Source organism: Pedobacter sp. MC2016-24 (genome assembly GCF_015223055.1).
Lineage (GTDB): Bacteria > Bacteroidota > Bacteroidia > Sphingobacteriales > Sphingobacteriaceae > Pedobacter.
This window is the reverse complement of record NZ_JADFBX010000006.1, coordinates 310,097-333,282: the sequence shown is the minus strand read 5'-3', so window position 1 is coordinate 333,282 and position 23,186 is coordinate 310,097. Positions and strand designations below refer to the sequence as shown.

23 protein-coding genes are annotated in these 23,186 nt (G+C 41.3%); 8 read left to right on the top strand and 15 right to left on the bottom strand.

The window, feature by feature from the left end:
- Positions 1-4: 4 nt before the first annotated feature.
- The 6 genes from IM797_RS16855 to IM797_RS16830 all read right to left on the bottom strand — a co-directional run bounded on the left by IM797_RS16855 (position 5) and on the right by IM797_RS16830 (position 4,688).
- Positions 5-1,105, bottom strand: coding sequence for a toxic anion resistance protein (locus IM797_RS16855; RefSeq protein ID WP_194128316.1), 1,101 nt, complete (start codon positions 1,103-1,105; stop codon positions 5-7).
- Between the two features lie 27 nt (positions 1,106-1,132).
- Positions 1,133-1,747 carry a TerD family protein gene (locus IM797_RS16850; protein WP_194128315.1) on the bottom strand — a complete coding sequence of 205 codons (615 nt, stop codon included), beginning with the start codon at positions 1,745-1,747 and terminating at the stop codon, positions 1,133-1,135.
- Positions 1,748-1,753: 6 nt separating this feature from the next.
- Complete coding sequence (locus IM797_RS16845; protein ID WP_194128314.1) at positions 1,754-2,308, bottom strand: TerD family protein; 555 nt, start codon at positions 2,306-2,308, stop codon at positions 1,754-1,756.
- A gap of 2 nt (positions 2,309-2,310) precedes the next feature.
- Positions 2,311-3,147 carry a phosphoribosyltransferase family protein gene (locus tag IM797_RS16840; protein ID WP_194128313.1) on the bottom strand — a complete coding sequence of 279 codons (837 nt, stop codon included), beginning with the start codon at positions 3,145-3,147 and terminating at the stop codon, positions 2,311-2,313.
- On the bottom strand, positions 3,144-3,839 hold the full coding sequence (locus IM797_RS16835) for an HAD family hydrolase (protein ID WP_194128312.1): 696 nt from the start codon (positions 3,837-3,839) through the stop codon (positions 3,144-3,146). Before IM797_RS16835 ends, IM797_RS16840 begins: the two co-directional genes overlap by 4 nt.
- Positions 3,840-4,124: 285 nt before the next feature.
- Entirely contained in the window at positions 4,125-4,688 is a 564-nt protein-coding gene (locus IM797_RS16830) for an AraC family transcriptional regulator (RefSeq protein ID WP_228098913.1), read from the bottom strand.
- Positions 4,689-4,823: 135 nt separating this feature from the next.
- Here IM797_RS16830 and IM797_RS16825 point away from each other — a divergent pair, with 135 nt between their 5' ends.
- The 8 genes from IM797_RS16825 to IM797_RS16790 all read left to right on the top strand — a co-directional run bounded on the left by IM797_RS16825 (position 4,824) and on the right by IM797_RS16790 (position 12,332).
- Positions 4,824-6,014: a multidrug effflux MFS transporter gene (locus IM797_RS16825; RefSeq protein ID WP_194128311.1), complete on the top strand. Its 1,191-nt coding sequence runs from the start codon at positions 4,824-4,826 to the stop codon at positions 6,012-6,014.
- Between the two features lie 66 nt (positions 6,015-6,080).
- On the top strand, positions 6,081-7,208 hold the full coding sequence (locus IM797_RS16820) for a hypothetical protein (RefSeq protein WP_194128310.1): 1,128 nt from the start codon (positions 6,081-6,083) through the stop codon (positions 7,206-7,208).
- A gap of 30 nt (positions 7,209-7,238) precedes the next feature.
- Positions 7,239-7,889, top strand: coding sequence for a GIN domain-containing protein (locus tag IM797_RS16815; RefSeq protein WP_194128309.1), 651 nt, complete (start codon positions 7,239-7,241; stop codon positions 7,887-7,889).
- A 59-nt stretch (positions 7,890-7,948) separates the two neighbouring features.
- Positions 7,949-8,659 carry a DUF4833 domain-containing protein gene (locus IM797_RS16810; RefSeq protein WP_194128308.1) on the top strand — a complete coding sequence of 237 codons (711 nt, stop codon included), beginning with the start codon at positions 7,949-7,951 and terminating at the stop codon, positions 8,657-8,659.
- A 50-nt stretch (positions 8,660-8,709) separates the two neighbouring features.
- Positions 8,710-9,306: an RNA polymerase sigma-70 factor gene (locus IM797_RS16805; RefSeq protein ID WP_228098912.1), complete on the top strand. Its 597-nt coding sequence runs from the start codon at positions 8,710-8,712 to the stop codon at positions 9,304-9,306.
- 9 nt (positions 9,307-9,315) lie between these two features.
- A complete protein-coding gene (locus IM797_RS16800) occupies positions 9,316-10,266 on the top strand; it encodes a FecR family protein (protein WP_194128307.1) in 951 nt (316 codons plus the stop codon).
- Entirely contained in the window at positions 10,263-12,002 is a 1,740-nt protein-coding gene (locus IM797_RS16795; protein WP_194128306.1) for a hypothetical protein, read from the top strand. Before IM797_RS16800 ends, IM797_RS16795 begins: the two co-directional genes overlap by 4 nt.
- A 42-nt stretch (positions 12,003-12,044) precedes the next feature.
- Complete coding sequence (locus tag IM797_RS16790) at positions 12,045-12,332, top strand: hypothetical protein (RefSeq protein ID WP_194128305.1); 288 nt, start codon at positions 12,045-12,047, stop codon at positions 12,330-12,332.
- A 3-nt stretch (positions 12,333-12,335) separates the two neighbouring features.
- Here the strand turns inward: IM797_RS16790 and IM797_RS16785 are convergent, their stop codons facing one another.
- From IM797_RS16785 to IM797_RS16745, 9 genes are all read right to left on the bottom strand, one after another.
- On the bottom strand, positions 12,336-13,505 hold the full coding sequence (locus tag IM797_RS16785; protein ID WP_194128304.1) for an ABC transporter permease: 1,170 nt from the start codon (positions 13,503-13,505) through the stop codon (positions 12,336-12,338).
- A complete protein-coding gene (locus tag IM797_RS16780) occupies positions 13,474-14,658 on the bottom strand; it encodes an ABC transporter permease (RefSeq protein ID WP_194128303.1) in 1,185 nt (394 codons plus the stop codon). Before IM797_RS16780 ends, IM797_RS16785 begins: the two co-directional genes overlap by 32 nt.
- A gap of 3 nt (positions 14,659-14,661) precedes the next feature.
- Entirely contained in the window at positions 14,662-15,651 is a 990-nt protein-coding gene (locus IM797_RS16775; RefSeq protein ID WP_194128302.1) for an HlyD family secretion protein, read from the bottom strand.
- A gap of 27 nt (positions 15,652-15,678) precedes the next feature.
- Complete coding sequence (locus IM797_RS16770; protein ID WP_194128301.1) at positions 15,679-17,127, bottom strand: TolC family protein; 1,449 nt, start codon at positions 17,125-17,127, stop codon at positions 15,679-15,681.
- Between the two features lie 101 nt (positions 17,128-17,228).
- Positions 17,229-17,810 (bottom strand): DUF6580 family putative transport protein, encoded by a 582-nt coding sequence (locus IM797_RS16765; RefSeq protein WP_194128300.1) that lies wholly within the window; start codon positions 17,808-17,810, stop codon positions 17,229-17,231.
- Positions 17,811-17,844: 34 nt separating this feature from the next.
- A complete protein-coding gene (locus tag IM797_RS16760; protein ID WP_194128299.1) occupies positions 17,845-18,936 on the bottom strand; it encodes a DUF5074 domain-containing protein in 1,092 nt (363 codons plus the stop codon).
- Positions 18,937-19,032: 96 nt separating this feature from the next.
- Positions 19,033-19,878: a hypothetical protein gene (locus IM797_RS16755; protein WP_228098911.1), complete on the bottom strand. Its 846-nt coding sequence runs from the start codon at positions 19,876-19,878 to the stop codon at positions 19,033-19,035.
- Positions 19,879-19,902: 24 nt separating this feature from the next.
- On the bottom strand, positions 19,903-21,012 hold the full coding sequence (locus IM797_RS16750; RefSeq protein WP_194128297.1) for a YncE family protein: 1,110 nt from the start codon (positions 21,010-21,012) through the stop codon (positions 19,903-19,905).
- Positions 21,013-21,060: 48 nt separating this feature from the next.
- A complete protein-coding gene (locus IM797_RS16745) occupies positions 21,061-23,184 on the bottom strand; it encodes a hypothetical protein (protein WP_194128296.1) in 2,124 nt (707 codons plus the stop codon).
- Positions 23,185-23,186: the final 2 nt, after the last annotated feature.

Genomic DNA, 23,186 nt, shown 5'->3' with positions numbered 1-23,186 from the left:
AAAATTAATTAACTCTGGTAACGTTTTTCTTCAATTCAGCTTCCAAAGTTTTCAATTCGCCATCCAGCACCCTCCTGCTCTGTGCACCATCTTCATGAATTTTCTTCACTTCGTTCAATGTTTCGATCAGCGACTGGGTAGTCCGTTTAAGCGTATCCAAAGATACGACTGTTTTTTCGTTTTCTCTCGCCACGTCAATACTGTTTTGTTTCAGCATCTCTGCATTTTTCTGCAAAATGGTATTGGTCGTGTCCGAAATCTTCTTCTGCATCTCCACATTTGCTTTTTGCCTTTGTAAGGCAACAGCGATAGTGAGCTGATTTTTCCACACTGGAATGGTCGTAGATACAATAGACTGTGCTTTTTCGGCAATGGAAGTATTGTTGTTTTGCACCACCCTGATTTGTGCCAGAGACTGGATCATAATGAAACGCACGATTTTCATATCAGCCAAACGTTTGTCCAGCCTGCTGGTAAAATCCCTTAAATCTGCAATTTCGTAATCCTGATAATCAGCAGGTCTTCCTTCCATTTCAGCAAGCTTAAGCGTCAGTTCATCGTATTTCAGTTGCCCCGAGATGATCAGATCCTCCATTTGATGGATATAGCCTACATTGCTGTCAAACATCGTTTGCAGCGAACTGTTGTCTTTGATCGAGTTTAAACGTCCAGCCTTAACCTTATTGGTGATCTTATCGATGTTGTTGACCACCACATCGTATTTCTGAAACAGTTTTTTAACGTCAACAACCAGATTCTTAAGAAAAGGTATTTTAGAAATAAATGATTTAAAGCCGCTTTGCTCCAGTTCATTCACGTCAATATAATTCAGCTCGGTCAGCAATTCATTGATTAATCCACCAACCTCACCGCTGTTGTATGTGCGCACAGAAGATAGAAAGTCATTACTGTACTTCTCCATCGAGTTCTGGGCCTCTATACCATAATTCAGAATGGAGTTTACGTCTGATGGTTCCAGCGATTTACTGATTTCCTGATACTTCTTCTGGTCCTCAAGCGTAATCACAGCCATATTGACATTACCTTCCTTATCCAGCTTTAAAGTGCCCGCAGCTGGTTCCAGCTCATTTTGGTTTGTTTCCATAATTTAGTTAATTAGTCAAATCAGCAGTTACAAATAGCTTTGGGTCACTGTTTTAACAGTCTCTTCTAGTTTTTTATCCTTAGTTGGCTCACCGATTGCATTAAATTTCCATTCACCGTTTTTCTTGTAAAAAACACCCATAACCATAGACACATGACCTGCAAAATTAGATCCGTTTGCAATGTCATAGGTTGCAAAAACTTCATTTACACGTTTAGGAGTTCCCTCATAAATACGAATAGAAGCGAATGGTATGGTACCAAAATCATGACCTCTAAAGCTATTCAATACGAAAGCTACATAGTTTACCCCAGGATTTAAACGTGAAAAATCAAGTGTGATCACTTCGTTGTCCAATCCATCATCTCCACCCATGTCGCCTGTTAAATCATCGCCACTGTGTCTAACCGAGCCATCCTTAGAGCCCAGGTTACCAAAGTAAACTACTTCAGTGAGTTGTTTATTTTCATTGTACAAAGCACAACTGGCGTCCAGATCTACAGCTTCCTTGGTTTTACCAAAACCAAACATGCCTTTTTTCTCTATCGCGCCCCAGTTGATACCTACGCAAATACTTTGAAGTTTGCTTCCATTACTTTTTTCAAGACTAATTCTTTGTCCTTTTTGAAGGTTAATTGCCATAATTTCTTATTGATATTTATTTAAATAATCCTGTAAACCACCTTTCATGCCCATGCCTACGGCTTCAAATTTCCATTTATCGTCGCGTTTGTAAATTCTTCCAAATTCAACAGCCGTTTCGATCGAGAAATCTTCTTCCAATTCATATTTCAATACCACTTCATTCGTCACCGCATCAAAAATGCGTACGTAAGAATTTCTTACCTGTCCAAAATTTTGTCTCCTGTTATCCGCATCATGAATGGTAACCACAATACAAATTTCGTTTACTTTACTATCAATGCGGGTCAGGTCAACCTTAATCTGTTCATCATCGCCATCACCGGCGCCTGTCAGGTTATCACCAGAGTGTTCTATAGCACCATCAGGAGACTTCAAATTGTTATAAAACACCAGATGCTCATCAGAAACCAATTTCTTCTGGTCATTTAAAATAAACACAGAGGCATCTAAGTCAAAGGCAGTACCGGTGGTTGAGCTGTTGTTGTCCCAGCCTAAACCGATGGTAAATTTGGGAGCATCAATATTTTCTCTCTGCCCTTTTTGCAAGTTAATAGCCATATTTAAATCAATTTATAGTTTTTATTATTAATGTAGTTCTTTATGTAATTCAAATTTTCAGCGTACGAGGGTATGGTATGGTAACTGTTACCTAACGATAAATCGTACAAGTTATTGATAAATTCAGCACTTTGCTTTTCCAAAAAAATGGCAAAGCTGTCGAAATCGCAATTTAAGATATATTTAACGATCCTGGTATTTATACTGAAATAACCGCTTTTGATGATCTCATCCAGGTCAAAAATTGACTTGATCTGGTGATAATTCAAATGATTTTCAATGTTTGGATGAATTTCTTTATTCACCAATTCGGCAAAATAAAGCATGTGGATGTCATTCTTCAATCCATATGCTTTAACCATTTTCATAATCATCCTTTCATGACTGCCTGTGATTTTAATGTCATCCAGAAACAATAAAGTTTTGTCCTTCAAAAAATCTTTGTCGATGTGAAAAGAATCATTGCCGATCAATTTCATCCTGTCCTCAGCACTCAGCTCGCCATAATCTTCCTTGTAGGTAATGGTACGGTGTACCTTGGCTTCCTGTACCACCAATCCGCCATGTTCCACCAACCAGCGGTTCAACCGGTTTACAAAGTGGTTTTTCATGGCAAAAGTAGCTGTTGGAATAAAGCAATATGGACTTGAAATGACCACAATTTGCTCCGTAATCAGGTTATCGGCTAAAAAATCGCGGATAAAGCCGTCAGCCAGTTCTTTACCAAAATTCCGGGAAACCAATTCGTCTCCAAATTTAAAACGGCTGTAATCATCAGCATGAAATCCAAAATTACTGGTATTGTTAATTTTGTGCAGGGCGTAGGTATATGGGATCATATCAGTAAATGTGAAATTGATAAATGGTTGGAATTGATCAGCAAGGTGTTGATGCCAATCCCTTGTGCACCTAAAACATCCGCATTGGGATTGTCTCCAACATGAATGATTTCGTGTAAAGCAAGCTTAGGGTGTTTGGTTTTGTCGATGGTATCGAGCATCAGTTTAAAAAACAAGGGATTAGGTTTGGACAGTCTAACCTCATCAGAGTACAATTGAAAGTCAATTAAGGCATCCAAATCCAGGGCTTTGATTACCTTTCTTAGTGTTTTTCCTTTAATAAAACCTGTGTTGCTTAAAATATTGGTTGTGTTCAAACCCGATTCTTTAATTTTAGTCAATACTTCAATACATTGAGAACAATATAACAGGGGCATATGTTTGAATAAAAGTACTTCCATTTCAGCATACAGAGATTCGGTATCTATATCCTGAAAAGTTGTTTCATAATCATTTATGATACTGATCACCAGGAGGTACATTTCATCTGCATCAATATTTTTACCGGTTTTCTCGTTGATGGCGTTTACCATCAGGTCTACCTTTCTGAAAACCTGGGCTACCTCCTCGAAAGACTTCTTTTTTGGATTAAAATGTTGATGGAAATATTTGGTTCGCTCAATCTTAAAGTCGGGATTCGACTTAATTAACGTTAACCACAAATCAAAAGAATAGTGTTTATAATTAGGCATTCGTAAATTTCGTTTTTCAGTAGATTGTATTTTAAATCCTAATGATACTAATTTAGATGGATAGTCTAAAATTAATTTTACTAAATCATTAATATATAAAGACTATATTTTTTAGAATTTGTTACATTCTTTCTGCGATACTACCAGTACGTGACAAGATGTTCACAAAAAAATACCTTCTTCACACATTGCTCGCACATGCTCCACAGAAAGCGCATGAAAGGGGCCCGTTTTGCGAAGGAAGTCTGAACCAGGTGCGAACTATGTGAGGGCCTGACCTTAAGATTAACCGATTTTATCCAGTGCGCGTCTGCCGTTTGAAGCATTCCCTTTATACTTACTTGGGGTTAAGCCGGTAAGCAATTTAAATTGAGTAGACAGGTGTGCACTACTGCTATAGCCCATTTTGTAAGCAATTTCATTTAAGTTTAACTCCCCGTACTCTAGAAATTCTTTTACTTTTTCTACTTTCTGCTGGATGATGTATTTTTCGATCGTTAAACCTTCCGATTCCGAGAACAACCTGCTCAAATAAGCCGCATCCTTATTCAAATGTTCAGCTACAGCCTGCAGTATACTTTGATTAACCTCATTTAAGTCAGAATAATGAACCAGATTGATGATCTGCGTTTTGATCTGTTCAACCAACTGGTCTTTTTCTTTATCAATCAATTCAAAGCCGAGGCCTTCGAGCATTTTTCCTATAGCTGTGATTTGATTTGCATCCGGTTCAGGATCAGTCGCAATCTTTCCCAGGGAAATATCGGTCACCTTTAAGCCCATGCCCTCAAATTGTTGTTTAACAATCAGGATACATCGGTCGCAAACCATATTTTTAATATACAACATACAAATCAGCAGCTAAGTTCAAATATGAAATACAAAGATAAATTAATAAACAGCACTACAATTTACATAATGTCTGCCAAAAGTTATATAATTTTGGACTTCATTTTCCCAACCAGTTTTGTTTCCCCGAATTTTATGACTCAAAAGAAATATTTTACCCTGATCCTTATTTTAGGATCATTAACAGCATTAGGACCATTTTCCATCGACATGTACCTTCCGGGATTTAAAGCAATTGCCAGAGACCTGCATACCAACGAAGGAAAAGTAGCCTGGTCGTTGTCCAGCTATTTTATTGGCATTTCTGCCGGTCAGCTGCTCTATGGCCCCTTATTGGATAAGTTCGGCAGAAAAACACCGCTGTTCATTGGTTTGCTCGTATACATTTTAGCCTCCCTGGGCTGTGCCTTAACACATAGCATTGACGCTTTCATTGCCTTAAGATTTATACAAGCCCTGGGCAGTTGTGCTGCCACGGTTGCAGCGATCGCTATGGTACGCGATTTATTTCCGGTTAGCGAAAATGCCAAAGTATTTGCATTACTGATGTTGGTATTGGGCGTATCGCCTATGATTGCCCCTACTTTAGGTGGTTATGTAACGGTAGCATTCGGATGGCATGCAGTTTTCCTGATCCTGACGGGCATTGGAATTTTTAACTTAATTGCCAGTAAACTTTGGTTACCCAGCAATTATCAGCCAGATGCCAGCATGTCCCTAAAGCCCAGGCCAATCCTGAACAATTTCATTGCCGTACTGCGCGAACCACAATTTTACACCTATGCAATTACCGGCGCATTGGCCTTTGCAGGATTGTTTGTATACATCACCAGTTCTCCGATGCTCTTCATGTCCCTATTTAAAGTCAGAGAGGAAACATACGGCTGGATCTTTGCTTTCCTATCTGTAGGATTTATCGGCTCCAGTCAGGTCAACACCCTGATGCTTAAAAAATATAAAAGCGAACAACTGATCTATGCTGCCCTGGTAGCACAAGTGGTTACTGTCATTATATTTTTAACCGGAACCTTAAACGGCTGGTTTGGTCTGGCAGAAACCATAGGACTTCTATTCGCCTTCTTATGTTGCCTGGGTGTAGCCAATCCCAATGCTGCAGCACTTTCGCTGGCACCGTTTACTAAAAATGCAGGGAGTGCATCGGCATTAATGGGCGCTTTACAAATGGGTCTGGGTGCACTGGCTTCTGCTTTTATCGGATTTTTTAGCGCAGATTCGGCATTACCTATGGTGGCTATTATGGCGGCCACTTCTATCCTTTCCTTAGTGGTTTTATCTGTAGGAAGACGAAACATCAGCAGCCTTTAAAAAAATTATAAATTCTGCGTGGGGGTAAAAGCTCATCTCGTTGTCCTACCCTAAAATAAGACAACAATGAACATTTTACGCAACACATTACATGCGATTTTACTTGCCAGCGGACTAACTGCCAGCGCACAACACAGTTCCAACGGAAAAATCCATGTGGGCCTGGTTTATCCATTGAGCAGCAACGGCACCCATGCCCCGCTGGACACCAACAAGTTCTCCCTTCATTTGATTGCCGGGGTTTCGGCAGCAGAAAACGGGGCATCCTTTTCCGGAATAAGCACCATTGTTCGCGGTAACGCATCCGGACTCCAGGTTGCAGGTTTTTCTAACCACATCAAACATCAGGCTAGCGGAGCGCAATTTGCCGGCGTCCTCAACACCTATGGTTCTGGTGATGGTTTTGCCATTGCCGGATTTGGCAACATCGCCGCAGGTCAGGTTAAAGGTGCACAAATTTCAGGATTTGCCAACCTTGCCAAAGACGTTGAAGGCATCCAGATTGGCGGCTTTATGAATAAAGCTGCAAACCTGGCTGGCTCGCAGTTTGCCGGCTTCACCAATATTGCCAAATCTGTGAGTGCAACACAAGTAGCGGGTTTTATGAACACGGCTAAAGACGTCAAAGGATCACAAATTGCAGGTTTTATCAATATTGCAAAGAAAGTTAAGGGTGCACAGATTGCTGGTTTCATTAATGTGGCCGACAGCAGTGACTTTCCCATTGGAATCATCAACCTGGTTAAAAACGGCGAAAAAAGTATTGCTTTAACCACAGATGAAAATCTGACAACCCTGGCCACATTCAGGTCCGGCGGTAAAAAGCTCTATGGGATTATTGGTATCGGCTATAATTTTGAAAATACCGAAGCGGTATATGCATTTGAAGTCGGCTTGGGTGCACACTTATTTCAGTCTAACTCCTTCCGGGTAAATGCAGAACTCGCTGCAGGCTCCCTTGAAAACTTTAAAAAGGGTGATTATTTCAAATCTTCACTGCGCATTTTACCTGCCTTCAAAATCAGTCCGAATATCGAAATATTTGCCGGACCAGCATTAAACTTCATCAATACCGATAGTTACGAGGGCCGCACGCTCACTAAAAAGTACATCAAATCCTGGGAAAGCAAATGGGGCAATAACCTCAACGCACTATACCTGGGCTATACCGGCGGCATTCAATTTATTTTTTAACAGATAACACAACAACTCAATTTCATTGCTATGAAAAAAATACTCATGTACACTGCATTTGCCTGCTTATGGATGGCTTGCAGTAAAGACAAATTAACCGCCAGTGGCGATAAAATAGCTGAAACCCGCGAACCAGGTAATTTTACAGGCGTAAATACCAGCGGATCAACCCCTATCCACATCAGTTATGGCAGCGCCCACAAAGTGGTATTGAAAGGATCGAACAACCTCCTTCCCTATTACAAAACCGAAATTGTTAACGGCATTTTGTACCTGGGCTATCAAAAGGCCAGTGTACAACACGATGATGTGGAAGCATTTGTTACGCTTCCATACCTGAATACCATTTCTTTAAGTGGCAGCACTGAGCTAGACATTGCAGGTCAGTTCCCAGTCATTGAAACACTTAAAATATCCATTAGCGGCTCAGGGGAAGTGGAAGCCAATGACCTGATTACAGCTAAGGAAACCAATATCAGCATTTCCGGTTCTGGCGAAGCAGATTTAAAAAAGCTCAGTACTAAAAAAGCGGATATAGATTTGTCTGGTAGCGGATCAGTTACAATAGGCGTTGAAGATCATTTAAAAGTGAGGATAAGCGGTAGCGGAAAAGTGGAATACCTGGGTGTACCCGAAGTGGATTCTAAAATAAGCGGTTCCGGTAAACTCATTAAGTTATAAGTCCAATTACCTTATACCACCAGGCTTTGCCTTTCTTGAAGCTTTATATGTACAGAGATATGTTTAAGGACATTAAACCCAATGATGGAATCGCTGAACTGTTATTTTTCATCTTCGGAAACCCATCGGAAATAGCTAAATATAGAAAACTACAGACTGCTAAAACCATCACAGCCCAACATGTTATGAAAAAAAACAACTTAAAATTGTTAACGGCAATCGTGATGATCCTGGGTATCGCATTGTTGTTTAGTCAGGACATCCTTGCTCAAAATGGCCCAAATGTAAATCAGCCTGACTTTGAAAACAATCTGCCGACTCCCCGCGGCAATAACCTGCTTTTCTTTCTGCAACGAAACCCCGATGCCAATACCGTCATTTATGAACTGAATTTAAATGCAGAGGGGCAAGTCAACAAAGCAAATCCGGTAAAAAGCTCCTGGATTCGCTATGCTGAAGATGGAAGCACGAAAGAATTGAGCCTGGTGGAGCAAAAATTTGCATACGGTATTAAATGTAAAGCCCTGGAAAACGAGGTTTATGAAATCAGACTCATGGCGTATAAAAGCATGCCTTTGTATCTCAAAAAAACCGAGTCAGATCACCGATATCGCATTTACATTAGAGACGAAGGTAAAGATTTATTGCTGAAACGGGTATTTGTACGTATCAACGGCGGAACATTCTTGTATCCTAAAGTAGAATACATTGACCTCATTACCACGAGCAGCCCTAGCGGAATGGAACTCCTGAAACGAATAAATCTTTGACCACAATTGTTCAAAGCAAAAACTAATATATTTGAAAAGATTTAAAGCCCTTGGAATTGAATTATCCTGCTTCAGCATCCGTCACAGAGTATCATAACGACTTGTCTTTTGAACAATTGTTCAAATCACATTATAAGGAGCTGCATGCTTATGCCAATGTGATTCTGCGTGATCAGGACCTGGCAGAAGAAATTGTACAAAACATGTTCCTTAAATTTTGGGAAAAACGGGAGTTGCTCCAGGTGCAGACGTCCATCAAAGCTTACCTGTATAAATGTGTCTATCACGATAGCTTAAATTACATCAAACGTCAAAAAGTGGAAACGAAGTACCAGGACTATGCAGCCTATTCTATGAACGACAGCCATGAGGCAGCCTCTTCTAGGGTTGAATTGAATGAATTGGAAATGAAACTACATCAGGCTTTAAATGAACTTCCGGAGCATTGCAGAACGATCTTTCAAATGAGCCGTTTTGAAGAGTTGAAGTACAGGGAGATTGCTGAGCAATTGGGGCTTTCAATCAAAACCGTAGAAAATCAAATGGGCAAGGCTTTAAAAATACTGAGGCTTAAGCTGGCAGATTTCATTACACTCATTACCCTATCATTACCCTGGATAATTTTTTATAAGAACTTTTTTAATTAAAGGAAACAGATGACAGATGAATTATTGATACGGTTTCTTTTAAATGAAGCAACCACAGCCGAAAAAATCAGCATCGATACCTGGCTGGAGGAAAGTCCTGCCAATAAAAAATACTTTAGCCAGTTTGAACAGATTTGGTTAAGCAGTAAAAAACTGGCTTCCAACACCATGGTAAATGAAGATCAGGCCTGGTTAAAGTTCAAAGAGAGAACCGTACAAACTCGTGTGATTCCACTCAAAAGAAATTTTGGATGGTTAAAAATTGCAGCGGTGCTACTGCTTATTGCGGGGTTGTGGAGTACCTATAGCCTATTTAGTTCTTCGGCCTATACAGACCTGGCATCCAGCAACGAGGTGATCACTAAAAAATTACCAGATGGCTCTGAAATTACGCTCAATAAAAACTCTAAAATCAGCTATATCAGTAATTTCAAGAGACATCGGAGTTTAAAATTAACGCAGGGCAATGTGTTCTTCCAGGTGGCACACGATCAAAGGCATCCTTTTGTTATCGAGATAGAAAAAGTAGCTGTTACAGTAGTTGGAACCTCTTTTAACATCAAGCATTTAAACCATGAAACGGAAGTTATTGTAGAAACCGGGATCGTTAAAGTGCAGATCGGCAAAGAAGAAATTGAATTGCGAAAAGGAGAAAAAGTACTGATTTCGGCTAAGTCCGACCATCTGGCAAAAGGGCAAACCACCGACGAATTGTACAATTATTACCGCAGCCAGCTGTTCATTGCCAGAAATACGCCCCTATCTGTATTGATTGGTACATTAAACGAGGCCTACGGTGCAGAAATCAAATTGACAAGCCCTAACCTACATGGCAAAACCATCACCACTACACTTAAAGCCCAAAGCAGCCTGGATGATAATCTTAAAACCATCGCGCAAACCATGGATCTGAAAATAAGTCGTAACCAAAACCAGATTCTGTTGTCTGAAAACAAATGATCAAATTAAAATTATTGTTATTGCTGAGCTTTACGATCGCTATTTGCAAAGGGCAACCCCTGGTTTCTGCTCCCCCACGTAATCTGGATAAAAGGGTGACGTTAAACATCAGGCAGGAGCCTGTATCTGCTGTACTGGATAAAATGAGCAAGGCCGGCGACTTCTATTTCTCTTATAGCGGCAGCTTATTTAAGCAGGACAGCATTGTAAACATTGATGTCAAATCTGCTTATGTCAGAGACATCCTGGATCAGTTGTTTAATGGAAAAGTAGATTATAAAGAAACTGGTGAGTACATTATCCTCAGGTATGCAGCCAATCACTTAACTATAGAACCAGAAAACATCACTTCGGCCGAGCAACTGTATCTGATCAGCGGTTATATCACAGATCTTAAAACGGGTAAAAGAGTAAAACAAGCCAGTGTATATGAAAAACGCTTGCTACAATCTACATTAACCGATGACAACGGTTATTTTAAGCTCAGGTTCAAAGGGAACCATTCAGAAGTGATCCTCACTGCAAGTAAAGACACCTACCGGGACACTACCCTGGTATTTCTTTCGGACATTACCGTAAAACCCGGCAGCTATAAAGGCGCGGATGATGAAGTCAATCCCTATAACGCTATAGGTTCTTCCGGCATTGGCCGTTTCTTCATTTCTTCCAAACAGAGACTGCAAAACCTAAACATTCCAAACTTCTTTGCCTACAGCCCCTTCCAGGCTTCTTTTACGCCAGGTTTAAGCTCCCATGGGATGATGAGTTCGCAGGTAGTCAATAAGGTCTCCTTAAATGTCCTGGGAGGCTATACCGCAGGCTCCAATGGCTTTGAAATGGCAGGACTGTTCAACATCAATAAAGGTGACATGAGCAAGCTCCAGTTTGCCGGATTGTTTAATCTTGTTGGCGGTTCGGTGAAAGGCTTCCAGGTGGCAGGTTTACACAACGAGGTTCAAGGCGAACAAACCGGTATGCAGGCTGCAGGGTTGATCAATCACAACCGGAAAAACTCAACAGGCTTTGAAATGGCCGGCTTGATGAATGTGACCCATGGCAAGTCTTTGGGAATGCAGGCAGCAGGACTGATTAACCTGGTCGGAAAAAGTACAAATGGTGCACAATTGGCCGGCTTGGGTAATATTACAGCGCGTGAGCTGAAAGGAATTCAGATTGCCGGATTATTTAACTATGCCAAAAACATGAATGGCGTGCAAATCGGCCTGATCAATTTGTCTGACAGCTCTTCGGGTTACAGCATCGGATTGATCAATCTGGTTAAACATGGTTATCATCAGCTCAGCCTATCTACCAATAGCATCACCAATGTGAATGTCGGATATAAAACCGGAAATGCCAAGCTGTACTCGATGATGTACATTGGAACCAATATCTCTGATACCGCAAAAGTGAGCAGTCTGGGCCTCGGTCTGGGGCATGATTTCATCATCAGCAAACGGATATCTATTGCCGCGGAACTATCCTTTCATTACCTCTACCTTGGCAATTTTGACTTTGGTAATACTTTAAACAAACTGCAAACCAACCTTCAGGTACAGCTATTTAAGGGTATAGGCGTATTTGCCGGGCCCACCTATTACTACTACAATACCGATGCTCCGCCAGGTTCAAGTGCCAAGCACTACAAACAACAGGTTTATCCCAACAAACATCATAGCTTTAGCGGCAATAATAAAGGCTGGCTGGGCTTTAACGCGGGCATTACAATTATGTAAGCCAACTTGCAAACAATTGCCTGATTTGATGGTTATTAGGCTATGAAACCATTTAATATAAGCATTGGTTTTGGCGAGAAGGAAGTAACGCTAACCATACTACCCGAGCCGGAAGGGTATTATAAAGTGTTGTACTACGGAGAGATTGTGGGTGCCATCCGGCCAGAAGCAGATGCTGAAGGCTGGGAGCAGATTGCGGACGAAGAGATCGCCCTGGGAGATTTACCACAATACCAACCGGACCTGAGCAGGGAACGCCTGGACTTCGTTTTATGCGAGCATACCATTAAAGAAATTGGCGAAGAAATTACCGCAGCTTTGAACGAATAAGGATCAACCGGCTGGATTTGATCTGCGTTTGAGTAGATGTAGCCTGAGGTAACAAAGACCACTGTAAAAAAGCCAGAGGACCAATAAATGAACCAGTGCCCCCTTATAAGCGGATAAATCCGCTCCGGATTGTACCATACCTGTATATATTTTAATGAATGGTGAGGTGGGCAGCAGCATGGACAGCCACTGTACAAACACAGGAAGTGACTCAAACGGCCAGGTATAACCTGTAATCAGAAAAATCGGATAGGTGGAAAAAGCCATCATTTGGAGGCACAACAACTGACTTTTAAACCAGGATCCAATAAACTGTGCCATAGGAATCAAAGTGACGATAAACAGGAAGAAAAGCAGCGCAAGTTCCAGTACATTTCCCCGCATGGGCAAAGCCAGAATCTGGTAATTGACGTTGAGAAAGAAAAAAGCATAAGCACCAAAAAGAATCAGGTAAAACAGGCCTTTACCCCATATGGCCAGTGAAATTCCACCAGCAAGCCATACTTTCAATCCCCCATGATGACGTTCTCCGGCTACACTTTCCGACAAGCCGATCAGCAATGTTTGCTGCAAAATTAAAGCCAGCAACGCCGGTAACAAAAAAGCACCGTAACTGGAACGTTCATTAAACAATGGCCGGTAATCCAGGTTAATGGGCATTACACTTTGCATGGCAGTTGCTGTATTTAAACCTTCGCTCTTTTGGATATACTGTAATCTTACGCCTGCACCAATCGTCAAGCAAACTTGCTGCACATTGAGTAATAAGTCACTGGAGGGTAAGAACCTTGCCGCATTTACCGCGAGTACCACATTACTTTGTTTTAAGCTTAACAAATTGCTCTGGGTGCCTTTAGGGATATAAAAATAACCCTGGCAAACACCGCGGTACATCTGTTCTTTCGCATCGCCGAGATTAGAAAAATGAATCAGTTCAACCACTGGTGAATTGTCGATGTTTTGTTGCAGCAAACGCGACAGCCGGGACTGATCGTCGTCCACTACCGCAAGTTTCACGTTCTCTTCTTCTTTATTGATGTAAATGCTGCCATAAAAGAAAGCGTATAATAAAGGCGCAATGAGCAGGGTTAGCAGCAAACTGTGATCTTTTGCCACCAGCGAAGCCTCCCTGAGCAGGAATTTAATGAGCGATTGCTGTGGCTGTTTCTTCATTTAAACCGTTTTTTAATTGTCGTTGGAACAAAATAATGGCCGTGGGGAACGTGACCAGGCAAAATATCAGCAGTTTATTCAAATCTGCCTGAGCATACCTGAGCGGCAAATCCATATAATAGACCTTAAAAAAAGCATCTAAAAACGGCGTATAAGGCATAATGGTTGCATAATACTGGTCGTACCAGGGCATCGCCCATCGCGGAAAGGTAAAACCACTGAATACAAATGCAGGCGAGGTGTAAAACAATGCTGTATCACCGGACAGCATCACATCTCTAAATAAAGCTGAAATAAACATACCAATACCTAAACATGCTATAGACAGCAAGGTATACACCAAAAAAAACTTACCTGTAGCAGAAGACACCCCGATTCCAAAAACCGGAAATACCACAAATGCGATGAGGACGAAATTGAGCCAGCAGACTACCAGATGCGCAATGGTTTTTCCGGCAACGATGGTCAGCGCCGATCCATTGGCCAGTTCATTCAGTGCAAGCATGGTATTTGTTTTCCATTCATAATTTAAGGCCAGCATACTACTGATGATGATGATCATCTGCATACCCACCGTAATTAATCCAGGTACCAGGTACTCCTGGTAATTGTAAGTTGCATTGTAAAGCTGATAGGAATTGAGCTTAATGGGGTTGGCAATGGCCATGGCCTGATCTGCTTTCATCCCCGTCTTGACTAGCTTCTGCAAAACGGCACCGGAACTTCCCGTAATGACGACTTCGGCTACCGCTTTGTAAATCAATTTGGCAGGGACCAGGGATGCCGCATTGGTATATAACGTTACATTGGCGGCATGGCGACTAAAAATATCTTTTTCCATATTTGCAGGGAAGTGCACCGCACCTAGAATTTCCCCACGCTGAATCATGGCCTGTACCTCAGCCTCACTACCTACCCTTTTGGTAATCTGAAGCGTCTCCCTTTGCTGCAGCAAATAAATGAGCTGCCTGCTGATGGGCGAACGGTCTTCATCCCAAATGGCAAATGTCAGATGCTTGGCGTCTTGCTTTTCATAGATCAGCGCATAGAAAGAAAAAAGCACAGCCGGCACCACCAACAAGACCAGGTAAAACACTGGTAAGGTGACTATGCGCATCCACTCCCGCCATATGATTTTTCCTAAATTGTGCATGGATTAAGGTAAAATTAATGAAGCGGTCATTCCCGAACGTAAGCCTTTGATGTCTGCAGGCTTTTCAGGTTTAAATTCGATTGTAAATGTCCTCAGCTCAAATTGTCCTTTATCTTTTGATGGCACCCAGTTTGCAAATTCTAAGGTTGGTGAAATTGCAGACACTTTAACAGCAAAGGTTTCAGGACCGCAGCCCGGTACAGTTACTTTAGCCAGGTCTCCCGCTTTCAGGCCTTTGGCCCGGTCCTGCCGGACGTTAAACCGGAGCAGTACCGAGTTTTTCTTTTCAATGGTCATCATTGGGTAGCCAATGGATACAATTTCTCCCTGATGCGTCACCAGGCTGGAAATTACGCCATCGGCCGGTGCATGTACACGGGTATTGTCACCTAAAGATTTGGTTAACGCGTAGGCTTGTTCTGCTTGTCTTACAACAGCATTAGCCATTTTTTTGAGTTCAGGTCTGGCACCATTTTTAAGCATTTGCAGGTTTAGCTGTGCCGTTTCCATTTCCTTTTTTGCTGCTTGGTACCGGAAGTAGAACACATCTTTCTCCTGGCCGGAAATTACATCTGCATTGTACAGACGCTCCATCCGCTGATACGTGGTGTTAAATAGCTTATACTGCTCTTCACTGATCTGGTACAGCTTAGCGGTCGCTTCAATCAACTCCGGTCTTGCACCTTGCGCAAGAAGCTCCTGCTGACCTTTAGCAGCGTCTATGGCTGCCAATGCCTGTGCCTTCACCGCATCGATCTCATTAGAGCGCAATATGGCCAGCAACTGCCCGGCCTTCACCGTATCGCCCTGCGAAACCAGTAAAGAGTCTAATCTTCCTGGAAATTCTGCCGCTACGTCAATACTCGAGGCATCGACCATGCCAATCAACTGATCATCCTCGGTACTACTCCCCTTAAGAAAGAAAAATAAAGCGATGATCACGGCGAGTACAGGAATCAATAATGCCCAATAGTTTTTAATTATGTTCTTCATTGCGTATAATTTATGCTTAACAACTACCTATTTGATGTATTGCGTAATTTGCTGTGGTTTACCCAGGCTATTGTAATATTCGGCCAGGGCCAGATAATAACCAACTACGGCAGTATAATAGGCTTTTTCCACTTCAGTTTCGATGAGCAGGGCATCATTGACGTCTTTAGGAGAGGACAATTGATTCTCCATACGACTCGTAATTAAACGACTGGTCGTCTGTGCATCCTTTCTTGCCTGATCCAGTACTTCGACTTCATTTTGCAGGGAGGTCATTTTATTCCTTGCCACCCTGGATTGAACCTGGAGCGATAAGCCCGTATTTTCTTCCGCCAGTTTGGCTTCATCAATCAGTTGACGTGCTGCCAGCGTACGTTTGCGGGTTTGCCCGTTAAATAAGCTCCACTGCAATTCCAGCCCAACAAACCAATCTGGTATGGTAACTGGAAGATCTTTTTGATACAGGTTATAATTACCAATAGCAAATACATTGGGCAATGCGAAAGACTTACTGATTTTTTCAGAAGTTTTCGCATAAGCCAGTTTACTCCCCACCAATTGATAAATTGGGTTTTCACGCCAATATTCCGTTTGCGGAACCTCCGTTGCAGCCCTTTTAAACTGTAAAGTATCTGTAATGACAATATTCGAATCCAATGGAACACCAATGAGCTTATTCAATTCCAGTCCGGCATTTTGCTGATCCAGCTTTACACTGTTCAACTGGCTCCGGGCCTGCATCAGTACAACATTGGTCCAGCTTTTCTGATATGGCGCCAGTATCTGGTTTTTCACCAGCTCATCAGCGTAATTCTTGTTTTTTGCCATGGCATCAACCACCCGCTGCTGTTTACTTAAAATGGTATTCAAATACAAAATACGCAGGTATTGCAGGGCAATTAGAAAGTCGACTTCTTTACCAACTACATTGACATTGATACTCGCCGTACTGACCAGTGATTCGGCCAGGTTGGTAGCCGCATCCAGCTTATTTCCCAAAAAAATGGGTTGCCGAACCCCAATGCCTGCCAAAAAGTAAGATTGCCTGCTCAGTTCTGGATTATAATTCGGATAAGCACTGCCGATGATGCTTTTAGAAGTGTTGTAAATCCTGTCCTGTACCGGTTGAGAAAGATTATTGCCTGTGATTTCTTTAAAGACTTCATTGGCGGCATTTACCGCCTGCTGAGAAGATCCATCTACAATACCATCTTTCACCGTTTGCAAATTAACGGTTAGCGGACTGCTCAAATAAGTGTAACTGGACAGCAGGTCTACTTTAGGTAAATAACTCTTCTTCTCGGCCTGCAGATTGTACTGACCGGACAGTAAGGCTGACCGGGCTTGTTTAAGCGCAATATTGTTCTGCCGGGCGATGTTGAAACAATCGGCTAAAGTAGTCGTTTGAGCCCTTGCGCTGAGAGAAAGCAACAAGGAAAGCGAGAGCGGAATAAAAGTTGTGCACTTTTTGACCATAGGGAGACGTCTAAAATACTAAAACTGGTATTACAATAAATATAACAAAAAAAGGCTGTCTTTGCAGACAGCCTCCAATATTTTTAACATTTAGATTTGATTTAAGCAGTAACGCTTTTTGACAAACTTAAATACGGGTATTTAGATTTCAACAATTCGAAAGCACCGAACATCACTGCTCCATAAGCTAAAGTACCATATAAGAAATTCAGTTCAAATGGAATGGCAGCAACCAGGCAAGCCCAAAAGCCAGCTATTGTTGGCGGATATAAATTCGGAATATACATCGCGCTGATGTCAGCTACAATCCAGTGGATGAAAACACCCACAAATGTAGATATCAAAAACGACTGCACATTAATCTTAGTTAAGATTACCTTACCTACCAATACCATCAGGATAAAGGCAATGTAAGTCCAATACCAGCCGGCATAGAAAAATCCATATCCGGAAGTCTTTGCGATGAAAAAGTCGCTAAGCAGTAAAACCAGCATTGGAAAACCAAATGCTTTCATGTTTGTATTGAAATATGCCCCGCCAAATAGTGCTATGGCACCTACCGCAGAGAAATTAGCAATTCCTTTTGTTCCCTCAGATAAAGGAGCGGCAATGCGGATGATACTAATCAGTACGATAAACAATAACAATATTGCCGTACGTGGGTTGAATTTAAAATCAGACATGTCTTTAAAAATTATAAAACAAAGTTATACTATTTTAATGAAACACAAACATCGCTGGAAAAAAGTATCCGGAATATGGCATCTGCTTAATCAGGGCTCCGCTTGTCGCGTCATAAAAATAGATGTTGTTAACTGCATAATTCACTCCGTAGCCGTCCTGAACGGTAGTGGTCACAATCTGGTTGGTCTTTGGATTATAGCCCAGGTTCTTTTTATAGAAAGACTGTTTATCGGGTGTAGTAATAAATGGCTTGCTTACAGAAGTTGGATCACCTGCGATGTATCTGTACAATTCTTTACCGCCCCCAAAGGATGGCGATTTTAACAGATAAACGGCATTGTCTTTAGTAGAAGCTATCATCGGCGAAGCGAACCAGGCAAACCAGGTAGTAGCAGGCGTAAAAGGTAGTTCCACGCTATCTTTAGCCAAGGTTATTGGGTCTGAGCTGTATAAAAATTTACCTGCAGTATACCATACTTTTTTATCCGGAGTTTGGGCAAAACCCAATGTCACACCTTTGATTTTTTTAGCCACAGTCAGGTCTTTCAGGTTATAAATGACAGCACCGCTGGCTTGAGAAAGTGTGTACACATAATTTCCCGCCTTCAGCATATCACCGGTCTGCCCGGTAACTTCAGGTAATTTATCCCCCGGCTTTAAAGTTTTCAGATCAACCTGGTAAATCCCGTTGCTGCTGCTTAATAAACCCAGATCTTCATTCAGGCCGACAAATGCCCGCCAATCGTATGCTGTAGACCCAGCAATGCGACCTGTTTCTTTTAAGGTCATGGCATCAGCAACTACCAGTGGCCCTCTGGCCTTACTTACCACATACAGGTTCTTGTTAAATATGGTAGCAAACTGTACGGTAGAACTTGCCGGATCGAAGGTTTTGCCATCATTCTCTTTTTGAAAAACCGAGTCCTGAAGTGTCCCTGCAGTCGCATCAAAAAAACTCACAGATCCGGTACCATGACCATACCAGCCTTCATTAATGATGAAAAAGCCATTTTCATATTTACCTGGAACAGCCATTTCTTCAATTACACCCCGGTCTTTTTTACAGGAAAAAAGAATCGAAACTACAGCTGCAAACAGCACTACATTTTTAAAATTGATATTCATTATTGTTATGGGAGAGCGCGTGTTTTTACATGCGCATTTCATCAGCGCAGCTTTTGTGTATAAAATTGATTTCTTGATTTTTAACGGGGATGAACCTTACTTTAATAGGTTAAGATCCGCGATCCCCTGTATTCCGATCACACTTGTTATTTTGTGCCCAGGATGAGCTGACACGCCAGATTCGATTTTGATAAAGTCAATTCCACCTAAGGATACTTTATTGCCATCAGCATCAGCTGCATTGGCAATATCCAGGTAAAGGCCTTTATCTGATTCACCTGCGGGTATATTTTTCAATTCGTACCAGGTATCATCGGGTTTCCTATTTCCATTTTCATCCTGCATAACCCAGACTTTTTCCGGCATGGCATATCCTTTTCGTTTTTTTGTAAAAATGATTAAATCATTTTTATCTGTTTCATTAATTACGGTATGGTCAAAACCCAATACGATATACCCTCCTGATCCGCTCATGGATACAAAACCTTTTTTACCTTCCAGGCTTCTGGCTGCCTCCAGGCTCTCCAACTTACCCATTTCGGTAGACGACGCGGGTAAAAAACTAAATAGGATATCTGTGTAAGCTTTACTGGTACTGGTAACGGGGACAGTCGGAATACCCACATTTACAGAGTAACTATAATTGAATACGCCCCCATCATTAACAGCAGTATAGTCAACTTTGTATACTCCGGGTTTTAAGGGTGTAAATTTATATGCAGCGGAGTCGCTTTGCAAAACGTCATCCAACTTCCATTCCTGCTGATACGTATTGTTAGACATATTGATGGCCATGAAAACGATGCCTTCATTTACTTTGCCATTGATTGCCGGGTCTGTAACCAGCATTTTCACTGCTGGGGCCAATGAAGCATCTTCTTTCTCGCAAGCGCTAAAGAAAATCACAACAAAGAGCAGTAAAATGGTAAGTAAACGATTCATTCTCATGGCCATTTTTATAATTGATTAGTTATAACTGTAGTTGAAAACCGGGCTACGAGGTACAGTGCCCGTAGCAAACTCGAATTTTTTCTTGCCATCTGTACCAAAACAGAATGTTTTTCCATCACCAGTATAGTCGGTTGCATCAGTAACATACACCTCTCCGCTTAATGGATTAACAACTACGTCATATGGTAAAGTAATTGAAGTTCCATCTGTTATAAAAGCATTACCAATCACTCCTGTTGAAGTGTTGAAAGTATTTACTTTATACGGATAATTACCAGCAATTACAAAACCTGTATTACCATAATTATAGACCAGTTGTACTTCTGTTGATGCTGAACTGATTTTAGTATCAGTGATGCTACTTAATCTTTCAAAAGCAGGAACTATAGAGCTTCCGTAAACACTACCGGTAGCGACAAACAAATCACCGGAAGGTGTTGCCGCTATTTTGATGGGATTGATTGTAACGGTAATATCCTTTACTTTGGTGAAAGTATTCAGATCTACTACAGACACAGAAGAATTATTGCTGCTTGGATAATCATAAGAGCGATCAGAATTAGTGATATACAATTTACCGTTTACTACAGCCATTTGCTCCATTGCCCCACCGACCTTAATTCTAGATTCTATATTCATATTTGCGGTATCTATTCTTGTAATATAACCATCATAACCAGATACATAAGCTTTATTTTTGTAAAAAGTAATATACCTGGGTACAAATCCACCTGTAGCATCAGAGAACGGAATTCTTCTTAAAGATTTCCCCGTTGCAATATTGATCACCTCTACATAAGAATCTTTAGTTGCCGCTTTTGTTCCTGTGATCACACAATACATTTTACTACCATATTGTTTTAAATCATTGGCAAATAAGCCTAAATCAATTCCATTTTGCTTCTTAAAGTAATCCTTCTCCGTCACTCCTGTCCCAATGTTATAATAGGTAAGTGAACTATGACCGCCACCAGAAAACGATCCTTCAGCCAATACATAAACGCCTTTTGTACCCGTCGGCTGAGGATCAACGGCCGGTAGCCTATCTTTTTTACAAGAAGCAAAAACCAGAATTCCTCCGGCAAACACATAGCTGAGCGATTTTTTTAATGTAGATAATTTCATGCTGTTGATTATAAAACAAATTTAAGATATAATTTTTTTCCTTTTTTACTATTTAACATATTTAGCATTTACCATGTCGTCGTAACTTGGGTTATACTTGTTTCCAGATACCACCCAGTTACTTGCTGCGATAGATGCTATTGCTTTTTTTAATCCCGTAAAATCATTCAAGGCCACATTGTAGCTAATTTCGATACGTTTTACGCTGCTTAAAGCTGACAAGCCATTTAAATTGGCCATCTTGGTATTGGTATAATAAGAACTGTAACCGAACAGTTTTAAAGTACCGTTTATACTGGTCAGTGCAGGCAATTTCAAGTCGCCCATAGATCCCTGGTAATTGGCCGTATTGATGCTGCAATCACCATCTATAGTTTGTAGTGCCGGAAAATTTAACACATCCATTTGTGTTGCGGCAATTTCCAGGCTACCCGATTTTTTAAGTGCAGGTAAGTCAAGTTCCATTTTACTCGACACCGTAATCCGGCTGGCTTTCCCGATTTCTTCCAGGTTTGGCAAGCTCAATTTCGAGAAACCGTAAATCCCCAAAGTCAGGTTATTTTTAACTTTAGCTACCGTAATGGTTTGAACCGGTTTCAGATCTGCTGAAGACATGTTATAGGTAAAATCTTTCACCTCTTTAAAACCTTCCAGGGTCACATTGGCCTGGTCGAACGTTAGCCCACAATCATAGCTATCTTTCCCCTTCAATTTGACATTGGTACTGATGTTACTTAAGGTGATATTGGTCAGGATGTTCAATTTGGTCACGTCAATTTCTTCAATCGTAGACACATTGTAACCAAAAATCGATAAAGAACTAATTTCAGTTAATCCAAAACCAGTAAACTTTTTAAAAGGAGTTTCAGAAATGGTCAAAGTTCCTGTGATCTTTTTGAGGTTAGCCAAAGCCTCCAGATTGGGGTCTTCCAACACATTAAACCCAGACAACATCACATTTCCACCAACAGAAACTAAACTTTTTAAGCCGTTCATATTTTTTATCCCAGGCATGGTGTAAAAGAACAAATCGCCTTGAACTGAAGTCAGACTTTTCAATCCGTCTAAATTTTTAAGCTCAGGCAAATTTTGTAGCCTAAAACCGCCAGCAACAGTCTGTAATCCCGACAAGTCCAGCGTGCTCATTTTTTCATTGTGAGAAATCTCCAGATTGGCCAGGATATTTTTCAGCTGTGGCGCTTCAAAAGCCTTCAACTCCGCAAACCCAATCACACTCAATTCATTTACTTTTTTCAGCTTAGGGAATTGAATCGACGCCAGTTGTGTCCATTGTGAAATGATCAAATCTCCTTCCATGTTCTCCAATTCAGGAAAAGCAATGGATTTGAGTAAACTTGGCGCATAAGAACCCTGAATACTGATGTTCTGTACGATGGACTTCAGCTTCGGAAAGTTGATCTCGGTAAGTGATAACAAGGAAATTAACTGCAATCCTTTGTCAATTTTAAGCAGTTCAGGAAGTTTAATGGTTTTTACTCCTGCCCCATTAACAACCAGGTTGAGCATCACGGTTTTCAACTTAGGCAATTCCAGCGTTTCCAATTTCTCCAAAGCACCGATCTGGATTGCGCCTACCTGTTCCAGATTTTTCAACCCAGAAAGATCTTTAGCAGTATAAGTTGGGTTGATGTTCAGGTCATAAGCAATGGATTTCAAACCAGACAAGGCATCCAACGAAGTGATCTTATCTTCTCCACTTGCTTTTCCGATGGTCAGGCTACCATTAATGGCAGTCAGCTTAAGCGCTGCAAGTGCATCTACATCAGCCTGACTTAACAAAACTACATCACCTTCGCGCGAAATGATGTTTCTCTCTACTTTATAACTATAGGTGGTCTGGCTACCGTTATGTGCGGTAACCACAAACTCATGTGCTTCGTCCCAATTGCTGATACTGGCAGGATCAGGCTGGATACTTGCCTTTTCGCTCAGCAAAACTTTAGGCGTAGCACCTGTAAGTACCATGTTTTCAGGCGCAGTAATCACAATATTATTCTGAGAGATTGCCCCTTTTAAAACAACATCTCCCTGGTTGAGTTCAAAAGCGGTAATGTTATTGTCGGTGCCTTTAAACAGGCTATCCTTTTTACAACTGCCCAGCAGGACAATTGCAAGCATCATATATAGGAAGGTATTTATTCTAGTGTTCATGT

Bases quoted from the DNA above. Each gene is read 5' to 3' on its own strand.
- IM797_RS16815 (WP_194128309.1), top strand. From the start codon at position 7,239: ATGAAAAAAATACTCATGTACACTGCATTTGCCTGCTTATGGATGGCT.
- IM797_RS16780 (WP_194128303.1), bottom strand. From the start codon at position 14,658: ATGCACAATTTAGGAAAAATCATATGGCGGGAGTGGATGCGCATAGTC.
- IM797_RS16790 (WP_194128305.1), top strand. From the start codon at position 12,045: ATGAAACCATTTAATATAAGCATTGGTTTTGGCGAGAAGGAAGTAACG.
- IM797_RS16855 (WP_194128316.1), bottom strand. From the start codon at position 1,105: ATGGAAACAAACCAAAATGAGCTGGAACCAGCTGCGGGCACTTTAAAG.
- IM797_RS16810 (WP_194128308.1), top strand. From the start codon at position 7,949: ATGTTTAAGGACATTAAACCCAATGATGGAATCGCTGAACTGTTATTT.
- IM797_RS16760 (WP_194128299.1), bottom strand. From the start codon at position 18,936: ATGAATATCAATTTTAAAAATGTAGTGCTGTTTGCAGCTGTAGTTTCG.
- IM797_RS16745 (WP_194128296.1), bottom strand. From the start codon at position 23,184: ATGAACACTAGAATAAATACCTTCCTATATATGATGCTTGCAATTGTC.
- IM797_RS16795 (WP_194128306.1), top strand. From the start codon at position 10,263: ATGATCAAATTAAAATTATTGTTATTGCTGAGCTTTACGATCGCTATT.
- IM797_RS16845 (WP_194128314.1), bottom strand. From the start codon at position 2,308: ATGGCTATTAACTTGCAAAAAGGGCAGAGAGAAAATATTGATGCTCCC.
- IM797_RS16825 (WP_194128311.1), top strand. From the start codon at position 4,824: ATGACTCAAAAGAAATATTTTACCCTGATCCTTATTTTAGGATCATTA.
- IM797_RS16755 (WP_228098911.1), bottom strand. From the start codon at position 19,878: ATGAATCGTTTACTTACCATTTTACTGCTCTTTGTTGTGATTTTCTTT.
- IM797_RS16770 (WP_194128301.1), bottom strand. From the start codon at position 17,127: ATGGTCAAAAAGTGCACAACTTTTATTCCGCTCTCGCTTTCCTTGTTG.
- IM797_RS16830 (WP_228098913.1), bottom strand. From the start codon at position 4,688: ATGTTGTATATTAAAAATATGGTTTGCGACCGATGTATCCTGATTGTT.
- IM797_RS16765 (WP_194128300.1), bottom strand. From the start codon at position 17,810: ATGTCTGATTTTAAATTCAACCCACGTACGGCAATATTGTTATTGTTT.
- IM797_RS16820 (WP_194128310.1), top strand. From the start codon at position 6,081: ATGAACATTTTACGCAACACATTACATGCGATTTTACTTGCCAGCGGA.
- IM797_RS16800 (WP_194128307.1), top strand. From the start codon at position 9,316: ATGACAGATGAATTATTGATACGGTTTCTTTTAAATGAAGCAACCACA.
- IM797_RS16850 (WP_194128315.1), bottom strand. From the start codon at position 1,747: ATGGCAATTAACCTTCAAAAAGGACAAAGAATTAGTCTTGAAAAAAGT.
- IM797_RS16775 (WP_194128302.1), bottom strand. From the start codon at position 15,651: ATGAAGAACATAATTAAAAACTATTGGGCATTATTGATTCCTGTACTC.
- IM797_RS16840 (WP_194128313.1), bottom strand. From the start codon at position 3,147: ATGATCCCATATACCTACGCCCTGCACAAAATTAACAATACCAGTAAT.
- IM797_RS16785 (WP_194128304.1), bottom strand. From the start codon at position 13,505: ATGAAGAAACAGCCACAGCAATCGCTCATTAAATTCCTGCTCAGGGAG.
- IM797_RS16835 (WP_194128312.1), bottom strand. From the start codon at position 3,839: ATGCCTAATTATAAACACTATTCTTTTGATTTGTGGTTAACGTTAATT.
- IM797_RS16750 (WP_194128297.1), bottom strand. From the start codon at position 21,012: ATGAAATTATCTACATTAAAAAAATCGCTCAGCTATGTGTTTGCCGGA.